This window comes from Dactylosporangium sp. NPDC049742 (genome assembly GCF_040674675.1).
Taxonomy (GTDB): Bacteria; Actinomycetota; Actinomycetes; order Mycobacteriales; family Micromonosporaceae; genus Dactylosporangium; species Dactylosporangium maewongense.
In genome coordinates, this window is sequence record NZ_JBFANF010000058.1 from 47,381 (window position 1) to 59,907 (window position 12,527).

Consider the following 12,527-nt stretch of genomic DNA (forward strand, 5'->3'; position numbering starts at 1 on the left):
ATCCGTGGCTTCCGGATCGAGCCCGGCGAGGTCGAGGCGGTGCTGCTGGCGCATCCGCAGGTCGCGCAGGCGGCGGTGATGGTGCGGGACGAGCGGCTCGTGGCGTACGTGGTCGGGGACGCCGACGGTGCGGCGCTGCGCGAGTTCGCGGCCACGCGCCTGCCGGAGTACATGGTGCCGGCCGCGGTCGTGACCCTTGACGCGTTGCCGCTGTCGGTGAACGGGAAGCTGGACCGCAAGGCGCTGCCGGCGCCGTTGTTCGTCGCGGGTGCGGGGCGGGGCCCGGCGACGGCCCGGGAGGAACTGCTCTGCCAGGCGTTCGCCGAGGTGCTGGGCCTGGACGCGGTCGGCGTCGACGACGACTTCTTCGCCCTCGGCGGGCACTCGCTGCTGGCGGTGCGGCTCGTGGAGTGGCTGCGGGTCCGCGGGGTGCCGGTGTCGGTGCGGGCGATGTTCCTGACCCCGACGCCCGCCGGCCTCGCCGCGGCCGTGGCCGCGGCCCCGGTCGAGGTGCCGGCGAACCTGATCCCCGACGGCGCGGACACGATCACGCCGGACATGCTGCCGCTGGTCGACCTCACCGGCGCGGAGATCACCGCGATCACCGCCACCGTCGACGGCGGCGCGGCCAACGTCGCCGACATCTACCCCCTGGCGCCGCTGCAGGAAGGTCTGCTGTTCCACCACCTGCTCGCCGACGGCGGACAGGACGCGTACGTCACCCCGACCGTCATCGAGCTCGCCGACCGCGCCCGGCTCGCCGAGTTCGTCACGGCACTGCAGCACGTCATCGACCGGCACGACGTGTTCCGCACATCGGTGGTGTGGGAAGGGCTGCGCGAGCCGGTGCAGGTCGTGTGGCGGTCGGCGGTGCTCGCGGTGACCGAGGTCCGGCGCCTCGCGGACACCGGCGTCGCGCCCGCCGAGCTGGTGTCCGCGGTCGGGCTGTCGATGGACCTGGGCCGCGCCCCGCTCGTGGACCTGCACGTGGCCGAGCTGCCCGGCGGGCGGCTGCTGGGGCTGCTCCGGATGCACCACCTGGTGCAGGACCACACCGCCATGGACGTGGTGACCGCCGAGATCGAGGCCGTGCTGGCCGGCCGGGCGGACACGCTGCCGGCGCCGCTGCCGTTCCGCGACTACGTCGCGCAGGCCCGGGCCGGGCTGACCGGCGCGGCCCACGAGGAGTTCTTCCGCGACCTGCTGACCGGGGTCGAGGAGCCGACCGCGGCGTTCGGCGTCAGCGACGTGCGCGGCGACGGCTCCGGGGTGCTGCGGGCCGGCGTCGACCTGGACCCGGACCTGGGCCGGCGGCTGCGGGCCGTGGGCCGCACGCTCGGGGTCAGCCCCGCGACGGTGCTGCACGTGGCGTGGTCGCGGGTCCTTGCCGTGGTGTCCGGGCGCGACGACGTGGTGTTCGGCACCGTGCTGTTCGGGCGGATGAACGCCGGCGCGGGTGCCGACCGCGTGCCCGGCCTGTTCATGAACACCCTGCCGGTGCGGCTGGCGACCGCGGGCCTGGACGTGCTCGCGGCGGTCGGTGCCATGCGGAGCCGGCTGGCCGGGCTGCTGGAGCACGAACACGCGCCGCTGGCGCTGGCACAACGGGTCAGCGCGGTGCCCGGCGACCTGCCGCTGTTCACCACCCTGTTCAACTACCGCTACAGCGCCGGCGGCGGGTCCGGCGGCACCGGGGCCGGCGGGTTCCGCGGCGTCCGCACCGTGTACTCGCAGGAGAGCACCAACTACCCGCTGACGGTGTCGATCGAGGACGACGGGAACCGGTTCGGGCTGACCGTGTACGCGGTCGGGCCGATCGACCCCGACGCGGTCGCCGGGATGCTGCACACCGCGGTCGCGGGCCTGGTCCCGGCGCTGGAGAGCGGCTCCGGGACGATGCTGGCCGACATCGGTGTCGTGGACCCCGGCGAGGCGGACCGGATCCTGCACGAATGGAACGACACCGCGGTCGAGCTGCCCGCCGGGACCCTGCCCGGGCTGTTCGCGGCGCAGGTGGCGCGCACACCGGACGCGACGGCGGTCGTCTTCGAGGGCGGGTCCGTCTCGTACGCGGAGCTCGACGCCCGGTCCAACCGACTCGCCCGGCTGCTCGCCGGCCACGGCGTCGGGGCGGACTCGGTCGTCGGTGTGTGCCTGCACCGCGGGATCGACATGGTGGTGGCGCTGCTGGCGGCGATGAAGGCCGGCGGCGCCTACCTGCCCATCGATCCGGACCTGCCGGCCGACCGGGCCGCGTTCATGGCCGGCGACGCCGGCGCGGTGTGCGTCGTGGCCGCCGGCGCGCCCGCCGGGTTCGGCGTGCCGGTCGTGGCGGTCGACGACCCCGCGCTGGCCGGCCTGCCGGGCGAGGACCTGGACGTGCCGCTGGTGCCGGGCCAGGCCGCGTACGTGATCTACACGTCGGGCTCGACCGGCGTGCCGAAGGGCGTGCTGGTGCCGCACGCCGGGATCGTGAACCGGCTGCTGTGGATGCGGTCCCGGTTCGGCCTGGCGCCGGGGGAGCGGGTGCTGCACAAGACGCCGTTCGGGTTCGACGTGTCGGTGTGGGAGCTGTTCGCGCCGCTGATCCAGGGCGCGGTCCTGGTCGTGGCCCGGCCCGGCGGCCACCGCGAGCCGCTGTACGTGGCCGAACTGATCCGCGACCAGCGGATCGACCTGGCCCACTTCGTCCCGTCGATGCTGGAGGCGTTCCTGGCGGTGCCGCAGGCCGCCGGGTGCACGGGCCTGCGGCGGGTGGTGTGCTCCGGCGAGGCGCTCGGCGCGGCGGTGCGGGACCGGTTCTTCGAGGTCCTGCCGGACGTCGAGCTGATCAACCTGTACGGGCCGACGGAGGCGTCGGTCGAGGTCACCGAGCACGTGGTGGTGGCCGACGGCGCGCCGCTGGTGCCGATCGGCCGCCCGGTGTACAACACCCGCGTCTACGTCCTGGACGAGCGGCTCGCGCCGGTGCCGGTGGGTGTGGCCGGCGAGCTGTACCTCGGCGGCGTGCAACTCGCCCGCGGCTACGTCGGCCGTGCCGGGCTGACCGCCGACCGGTTCGTGGCGGACCCGTTCGGTGACGGCGGCCGCCTGTACCGCACCGGCGACGTCGTCCGCTGGGACAACGGCGGCAACCTGGTCTACCTGGGTCGCTCCGACGAGCAGGTGAAGATCCGCGGGTTCCGGATCGAGCCCGGCGAGATCCAGGCGGTCCTGGCCGGGCACCCCGACGTGGAGCAGGTCGCGGTGCTCGCCCGCGACGGGCGGCTCGTCGCGTACGTCGTGGGCGCGGTGGACGGCGCGGCGCTGAAGGCGTTCGCGAGTTCATCATTGCCGGAGTACATGGTGCCCTCGGCGGTCGTGACCCTCGACGCGCTGCCGTTGAACGTCAACGGCAAGCTCGACCGCAAGGCGCTGCCCGCGCCGGACTTCGCGGCGAACGCCGGGACGGGTCGCGGCCCGGCGAACGTGCGCGAAGAGCTGCTGTGCCAGGCGTTCGCGGAGCTGCTCGGCCTGGACACCGTCGGCGTCGACGACGACTTCTTCGCCCTCGGCGGGCACTCGCTGCTCGCGGTGCGGCTGGTCGAGTGGCTGCGGGCGCGGGGCATGTCGATCTCGGTCCGGGCCCTGTTCGACACTCCGTCGCCGGCCGGGCTGGCCGCGGTCGCCGGTCCCGTGGCCGTGGCGGTGCCGCCGAACCTCATCCCGGCGGGCGCGCAGGCGATCACCCCGGCCATGCTGCCGCTGGTCGACCTCACCGACGCCGAGATCCAGACGGTGGCCGGCACCGTCGCCGGCGGCGCCGCCAACATCGCCGACATCTACCCCCTGGCGCCGCTGCAGGAAGGGCTGCTGTTCCACCATCTCCTCGCCGACGGCGGGGAGGACGTCTACGCGGTGCCGCGGGTCTTCGAGCTCGACGGGCGGTCGGCGCTGGACGCGTTCGCCGCGGCGCTGCAGCAGGTGATCGACCGGCACGACGTGTTCCGCACCGCCGTGGTGTGGGAAGGGCTGCGGGAGCCCGTGCAGGTGGTGTGGCGGGAAGCGGCGCTGCCGGTCACGCACGTGACCCTCGACGCGGGCGGCGCCGACCCGGTGGCGGACCTGGTGGCCGCCGTCGGGTCGGCGATGGACCTGCGGCGGGCGCCGCTGGTGGACCTGCACGTCGCCGAGGTCGCCGGCGGCCGGCTGCTGGTCCTGGCGCGGATGCACCACCTGGTGCAGGACCACACCGCGGTGGAGATCGTGTACGACGAGGTCCGGGCCATCCTGGACGGCCGGGCCGGCACGCTGCCGGAGCCGCTGCCGTTCCGCACGTTCGTCGCGCAGGCCCGGGCGGCGCTGAAGAGCGGCGCGCACGAACGCTTCTTCGGGGAGATGCTCGCCGGCGTCGACGAGCCGACCGTGGCGTTCGGGGTCAGCGACGTGCGGCGCGACGGCACGGGCGTCACCACCACCCGCGGCGGCGTCGACGCGGTGCTCGGCGCGCGGCTGCGCGACGTGGCGCGGCGGGTCGGGGCCAGCCCCGCGACGGTGCTGCACGTGGCCTGGTCGCGGGTCCTGGCCGTGGTGTCCGGCCGCGACGACGTCGTGTTCGGCACCGTCCTGTTCGGCCGGATGAACGCCGGTGCCGGCGCCGACCGGGTCCCCGGCCTGTTCATGAACACGCTGCCGGTCCGGCTCGCGACGGCGGACCTCGACGTCCTCACCGCCGTCACGGTCATGCGCGGCCGGCTGGCCGGGCTGCTGGAGCACGAGCACGCCCCGCTGGCGCTGGCCCAGCGGGCGAGCGCGGTCACGGCGGACGTGCCGCTGTTCACGGCGCTGCTGAACTACCGGCACAACGTCGACGCCGCACCCGCCGCACCCGCCGCACCCGCCGCCACCGGCGGCTCCGGCGGCATCCGCGGCATCTACACCCGCGACGTGACCAACTACCCGCTGGCGCTGTCCGTGGACGACAACGGCGACGGGTTCGGCCTCGAGGTCGACGCGGTGGCGCCGATCGACCCCGACGCGATGATCGCGATGGTGCGCACGGCGCTCGCCCACCTGGTGACGGCGCTGGAGCAGGCCCTGGACGGCGGCGCGGCGGCGCCGCTGCCGGCGGTGCAGGTGCTGGACGAGACCGTCCTGGACCGGGTCCTGGTGCGGTGGAACGCCACCGGCGCCGAAGCGCCCGCCGCCACGGTGCCGGCGCTGTTCGCCGCCCAGGCCGCGCGGACGCCGGACGCCGAGGCGGTCGCGTTCGAAGGCCTGTCGGTGTCGTACGCGGACCTGGACGCGCGGTCGAACCGGCTGGCCTGGCTGCTGATCAGCCACGGGGTCGGCGCCGAGACGGTGGTCGCGGTGGCGATGGAGCGCTCGGCGGACCTGGTCGTGGCGCTGCTGGCGGTGGTGAAGGCCGGCGCGGCGTACCTGCCGATCGACCCGGAGCTGCCGGCCGAGCGCGTGTCGTTCATGGTCACCGACGCGGGCGCCGTGTGCGTGCTCACCGACGCGGCGTCCCGCGACGTCGTGACGGGGCCGGCGGCGCCGGTGCTGGCGGTCGACGACCCGCGGCTGACGGCGCTGCCCGGCGCCGCCCTCGACCTCGAGGTGCTGCCGGACCAGGCGGCGTACGTCATCTACACGTCGGGCTCGACGGGCGTGCCGAAGGGCGTCGCGATGTCGCACCGCGGTGTGGTGAACACGCTGCGGTGGCTGCTGGACGAGTACGAGCTGACCGCAGCGGACCGGATCCTGCACAAGACGCCGATCGGCTTCGACGTGTCGGTGTGGGAGCTGTTCCTGCCGCTGGTGAGCGGCGGCTGCGTGGTCGTCGCCCGGCCCGGCGGGCACCGCGAGCCGCAGTACCTGGCCACCCTGATCCGCGACCAGCGGGTGACGAGCGCGGAGTTCGTCCCGTCGCTGCTGCAGGCGCTGGTCGACGAGCCGGCCACGGCCGGCTGCGGGACCCTGCGCCACGTGCTCAGCGGCGGTGAGGAGCTGTCCGCCGCGCTGCGGGACCGGTTCCTCGAGGTGCTGCCCGGCGCCCGGCTGCACAACACGTACGGCCCGACCGAGGCGGCGATCACCGTGACGTCGGGCGAGTGCGACCCGCGCGACGGCGGCACCGTGCCGATCGGGCGGCCGATGGCCAACGTCCGCGCCTACGTCGTCGACGCGCGGCTGCGCCCGGTGCCGCCGGGCGTGGCGGGCGAGCTGTACCTGGCCGGGGTGCAGCTGGCACGCGGATACGTGGCACGGGCCGGGCTGACCGCGGAGCGGTTCGTCGCCGACCCGTTCGACCCGGCCGGCGGTGGCCGCCTGTACCGGACCGGCGACATCGTGCGCTGGGACGGCGACGGCCGGCTCGTGTACCTCGGCCGGGTCGACGAGCAGGTCAAGGTCCGCGGGTTCCGGATCGAGCCCGGAGAGATCGAGGCGGCGCTCGCCGCGCACCCGTCGGTGGCGCAGGTGAGGGTGATTGCCCGGGAGGACACCGCGGGCGGCAAGCGGCTGGTCGCCTACGTGGTCCCTGCCGGCGCCGCGGACGACCTGCCGGCGCTGCTGCACGCGTACGCCGCCGAACGGCTGCCGGAGCACATGGTGCCGGCCGCGGCGCTGGTACTGGACGCGCTGCCGCTGACCGTGAACGGCAAGCTGGACCGCCGGGCGCTGCCCGCGCCGGACTTCGCCGCCGCCGGAACCGGGCGAGGCCCGGCGAACCTCCGCGAGGAGCTGCTCTGCCGGGCGTTCGGCGAGGTGCTCGGCCTCGCCACGGTCGGCGTCGACGACGACTTCTTCGCCCTCGGCGGGCACTCCCTGCTCGCGGTCCGCCTCGTCAGCCGGGTCCGGGCGATGTTCGCCGTGGAGCTGCCGCTGCGGGCGCTGTTCGAGGCGCCGACCGTGGCCGCGCTGGCGACCCGGCTGCCGGCCGCCGGTGCGGCCCGGCCGGCGCTGGTGCCGTGGCGGCGTCCCGAGCGGCTGCCGCTGTCCTACGCGCAGCAGCGGCTGTGGTTCCTGTGGCAGCTGGAAGGCCCCAGCGCGACGTACAACATCCCGGAGGTGCTGCGCCTGCCCCGTGGCGTCGACGCGGCCGCCCTCGGCGCGGCGCTGCGGGACGTGATCGGCCGGCACGAGGTGCTGCGCACCACGTTCCCCGCCCTGGACGGAGCACCGTTCCAGCGGGTCGCCGCGGCGGACGACCTCGACTGGCGGATGGACGTCGTCGACGTCGCGCCCGACGCCCTCGCCGAGGCGGTGGCCGCGGCGACCGGGCACGCGTTCGACCTGGCGGGCGAGCTGCCGATCCGCGCCCGGCTGTTCGACGACGGCACGGACGAGCTGGTCCTGGTGGTCGTGGTGCACCACATCGCCGGCGACGGCTGGTCGACCGGGCCCCTGGCGGCCGACCTGTCGACCGCCTACGCGGCGCGGCTCGCCGGGCAGGCCCCGGCGTGGCCGGCCCTGCCGGTGCAGTACGCCGACTACGCGCTGTGGCAGCGGGAGCTGCTCGGCGACCGGTCCGACCCGGACAGCCTGATGTCCGAGCAGGTCGGCTACTGGCGGCAGGCGCTCGCCGGCGCGCCGGAGGAGCTGGCGCTGCCGGCGGACCGGCCGCGCCCGGCGGTGGCCGGCAACCGCGGCCACAGCGTCCCGATCCACGTGGACGCCGACCTGCACGCGCGGCTGTCGCGGGTGGCCCGGCGGGAGGGCGTGACGGTGTTCACGCTGCTGCAGGCGTCGCTCGGGGTGCTGCTGTCCAAGCTCGGCGCCGGCACGGACATCCCGATCGGCGCGGCCGTCGCCGGCCGTACCGACGAAGCCCTCGACAACCTGGTCGGGTTCTTCGTCAACACGCTCGTGCTGCGGACCGACCTGGCCGGCAACCCGACGTTCGCCGGCCTGCTGCGCCGCGCGCAGGAAACGTCCCTCGCCGCCTTCGAGCACCAGGACGTGCCGTTCGAGCGCCTCGTGGAGGAGCTGGCCCCGGCCCGCTCGCTGGCCCGCAACCCGCTGTTCCAGGTGATGCTGACGCTGCAGAACACCGTGGACGCGGTGCTCGACATGCCCGGCGTCCAGGCGGTCGGGCGGCTCGCCGCCGACGGCCTGTCGGCGGCGATGTTCGACCTGGACCTGGTGATCGCGGAGATCGGCGCCGGCGGCGGGCTGCGGGGCGCGCTGACGGGCTCGGCGGACCTGTTCGACGCGGGCACCGTCGCCGGCATCGCCCGGCGCTGGGTCCGGGTGCTGGAGATCGTGACCGCCGACCCGGGCATCGCACTGTCCGACGTGGACGTGCTCGACGCCGGGGAGCGGCGCCAGCTGCTGTCCGGCTGGACGGACACCTCCGTCGACACCCCGGCCGTGACGCTGCCGGAGCTGTTCGCGGCGCAGGTCGCCCGGGTGCCCGACGCGACGGCGGTGATCTTCGAGGGCACGTCGATGTCGTACGCGGAACTCGACGCCCGGTCGGCACGGGTCGCGGCGTGGCTGCGGGCCTCGGGCATCGGCCCGGAGTCCGTGGTGGGCGTGCGGCTGCCGCGCGGCGCCGACCTGGTCGTGGCGGTGCTGGGCGTGGTCCGGGCCGGCGCGGCGTACCTGCCGATCGACGTGGACCTGCCGGAGGAGCGGACGGCGTTCATGCTCGCCGACGCCGGCGCCGCGCACGTACTGTCCGATGTGGACGTCCCGGAGGTCCCGGACGTCGCAGGGCAGCCGGCCGTCGAGATCCTTCCGGGCAACGCCGCCTACGTGCTGTACACCTCCGGCTCCACCGGCACGCCGAAGGGCGTCGTGGTGTCGCACGCCGCGGTGGCGAACACGCTGCGGTGGCCGTCCGACGTGTTCGGCCTCGACGACACCGACCGGACGATGCTCAAGACACCGGTCGGGTTCGACGTCTCGGTGGAGGAGCTGTTCGTGCCGCTGACCACGGGCGCGACGATGGTGGTCGCTCGGCCCGGCGGCCACCGCGACCCGCGGTACCTGGCGGAACTCATCCGCGAGCACGGTGTCACCGTCGCCGAGGTCGTGCCGGCGCTGATGCGGGCACTGCTCGACGAGCCGGCGGTCGTGGAGTGCGGGTCGCTGCGGCACGTCGTCAGCGGCGGCGAGGAGCTGCCCGCCGCGCTGCGCGACCGGTTCTTCCAGGTGCTGCCGGACGTGCGGCTGTACAACGCCTACGGCCCGACCGAGACGGCGGTCACGGCCACCTCGACGCCGTGCCACGCGGACGCCACCGGCACCCAGGTGCCGATCGGCGCGCCGCTGGCGAACATGCGGGCGTACGTGCTGGACGAGTGGCTGGCGCCGGTGCCGGTCGGCGTGGCCGGTGAGCTGTACCTCGCCGGTGCCCAACTGGCGCGCGGGTATGTGGGACGGCCCGGGCTGACCGCGGAGCGGTTCGTCGCGGACCCGTTCGGCCCCGGCCGGTTGTACCGCACCGGCGACCTCGTGCGGTGGACCGCCGACGGGCAGCTGCTGTTCCTGGGCCGGGCGGACGAGCAGGTGAAGCTGCGCGGGTTCCGCATCGAGCTGGGCGAGGTCGAGGCGGTGCTGTCGGCCCACCCGCACGTGTCCCGGGCCGCCGTCGTGCTCCGGGAGGAGCGGCTCGTCGCGTACGTGGTCGGGCAGGTGGACAGTGCGGCGCTGCGGGAGTTCGCGGCGGCGCGGCTGCCGGAGTACATGGTGCCCGCGGCGTTCGTCGCGCTGGACGCGATGCCGTTGACGGCGAGCGGGAAGCTCGACCGTAGGGCGCTGCCGGCGCCGACCTTCACCGCCGGGACCGGCCGGGCGCCGTCCAGCGTGCAGGAGGAGCTGCTGTGCCTGGCCTTCGCCGACGTGCTGGGGCTGGACACGGTCGGCGTCGACGACGGCTTCTTCGACCTCGGCGGGCACTCGCTCCTGGCAGTGCGCCTGGTCAGCCAGGTCCGCGCCGTGCTCGGCGTCGAGCTGCCGCTGCGGGCGGTGTTCGAAGCGCCGACCCCGGCCGGTCTCGCGGCCCGGCTGCCGGGCGCGGGCGCGGTCCGGTCGCCGCTGGTGCCGCAGGCGCGTCCGGAGCGGCTGCCGCTGTCGTACGCGCAGCAGCGCCTCTGGTTCATCTGGCAGCTGGACGGGCCGAGCGCCACCTACAACATCACCGACGTCGTGCGGCTGTCCGGCGACGTGGACGGGGCCGCGCTGGACGCCGCGTTCCGCGACGTGATCGGCCGGCACGAGGTGCTGCGCACGGTCTTCCCGGACGCCGGCGGCCGGCCGTTCCAGCACGTGATCCCCGCCGAGGACCTGACCTGGCGGCTGCAGGTCGCCGAGGTGCCGGCGCACCGGCTGGCCGAGACGGTCGCGGCGGCGGCCCAGCACCCGTTCGACCTCGCCGCGGAGCCGCCGATCCGGGCGTGGCTCTTCGACGACGGCACCGACGCCCGGACGCTGCTGGTCGTCGTGCACCACATCGCCGGCGACGGCTGGTCGACCCGGCCGCTCGCGGCGGACCTCTCGACGGCGTACCAGGCGCGGCTGGCCGGGCAGGCGCCGCAGTGGGCGCCGCTGCGCGTGCAGTACGCGGACTACGCGCTGTGGCAGCGGGAGCTGCTCGGCGACGAGTCCGACCCCGGCAGCCTGATCTCGCGGCAGGTCGCCTACTGGCGGCAGACCCTCGCGGGCGCGCCCGAGGAGCTGGTCCTGCCGGCGGACCGGCACCGGCCCGCCATCGCCGGGCACCGCGGGCACGCGGTGCCGGTGGACGTCCCCGCCGACCTGCACGCCCGGCTGCTGGACGTCGCCCGGACGCAGGGTGTCACGGCGTTCATGCTGCTGCAGGCCACGGTCGCCGCGTTGCTGTCGAGGCTGGGGGCCGGCACGGACATCCCGATCGGTGCCGCGGTCGCGGGCCGTACCGACGAGGCCCTGGACGACCTGGTCGGGTTCTTCGTCAACACGCTCGTGATGCGTACCGACCTGTCCGGTGACCCGACCTTCACCGAGTTGCTCGCCCGGGTCCGGGAGGCGTCGCTGGCGGCGTTCGAGCATCAGGACGTGCCGTTCGAGCGGCTCGTGGAGGAGCTGGCCCCGGTGCGGTCCCTGGCGCGGCACCCGCTGTTCCAGGTGATGCTGACCCTGCAGAACACCGCCGGCGCCGTGCTCGACCTGCCGGTCGCGCCCGGCGGTGGGGCGGCGGCCGCGGCGGCGGACGTGGCGGTGGCGAAGTTCGACCTGGACTGGATGGTCCAGGAGACGTTCGCCGCCGACGGCGCCGCGGCCGGGGTGCGAGCCGTCGTGACCGGTTCGGCGGACCTGTTCGACGCGGACACGGTGGCGTCGCTCGCCCGGTGGTGGCTGCGGCTGCTCGAGGCGGTCGTGGCGGACCCGGCCGTCCCGGTGTCCACCGTGGACCTGCTCGAACCGGCCGAACGCGACCGGCTGCTGTCCGAGTGGAGCGGCCCGGCGGCGCCGGCCCCCACCGGGACGCTGCCCGGGCTGTTCGCGGCGCAGGTGACGCGGACGCCGTCGGCGCCGGCGGTGACGGGCGGCGGCGTGACGCTTTCGTACGCGGAGCTGGACGCGCGGTCCAGCCGGCTGGCGCGGTCGCTGACCGGCCGGGGTGTGGGCGTGGAGTCGGTCGTGGGCGTGTCTCTGCCGCGCGGCGTCGACCTGGTGGTGGCGTTGCTGGCGGTGGTGAAGGCCGGCGGCGCGTACCTGCCGGTCGACCCGGCGTTGCCGGCGTCGCGGGTGGCGTTGATGACGGCCGGCGTGACCTGCGTGGTCACGGCCGAGGACCTGCTCGACCTGCCGGCGGACGAACCGGCGCCGTCCGTGCCGCCGGCGGTGCTGGACCCGTCGCAGGCGGCGTACGTGATGTACACGTCGGGTTCGACGGGTGTGCCGAAGGGTGTGGTGGTGCCGCACGGGGCCGTGGTGCGGCTGGTGCGCGAGGCGAACTACTTCGAGGCCGGTGGTGTCGTCGCGCATCTGGCGTCGCCGTCGTTCGACGCGGCGACGTTCGAGATCTGGGGTGCGCTGCTCAACGGCGCGACCCTGGCGGTGGCCCCGGACGGCGCGCTGTCGATCGGGGAGCTGCGGACGTTCCTCGAGGCGCACCGGGTGGACACGCTGTGGTTGACGGCGGGTCTGTTCCATCAGGTGGTCGACGCGGACGTGCGGGCGCTGGCGCCGCTGCGGCAGCTCCTCGCCGGGGGTGACGTGCTGTCGCCGGGGCACTGCGCGACGGTGCTGGAGCAGCTGCCCGGGCTGCGGCTGCTGAACGGGTACGGGCCGACGGAGAACACGACGTTCACGGCCGTCCACGCGGTCAGTGCCCAGGACGGCGCCGGTGTGCCGATCGGTGCGCCGATCTCCGGCACGCGGGTGTACGTGCTGGATGCCCGGCTGGAGCCGGTGCCGGTGGGTGTCGCCGGTGAGCTGTACGTGGCGGGTGCGGGCCTGGCCCGCGGGTACGCCGGCCTGGCGGGTTTGACGGCGGATCGGTTCGTGGCGGACCCGTTCGACGACGGTGGTCGGTTGTACCGGACCGGCGACATCGT

At 75.3% G+C, this 12,527-nt stretch carries 1 protein-coding gene (cut by both window edges); it reads left to right on the forward strand.

All 12,527 nt of this window come from inside a single coding sequence — locus tag AB0J72_RS45005, non-ribosomal peptide synthase/polyketide synthase, on the forward strand. Of the gene's 43,704 coding nucleotides, 21,210 precede the window and 9,967 follow it; the stretch shown corresponds to coding positions 21,211-33,737 — codons 7,071 (complete) to 11,246 (partial); the first complete codon in view begins at window position 1. Both codon boundaries (start and stop) fall beyond the window edges.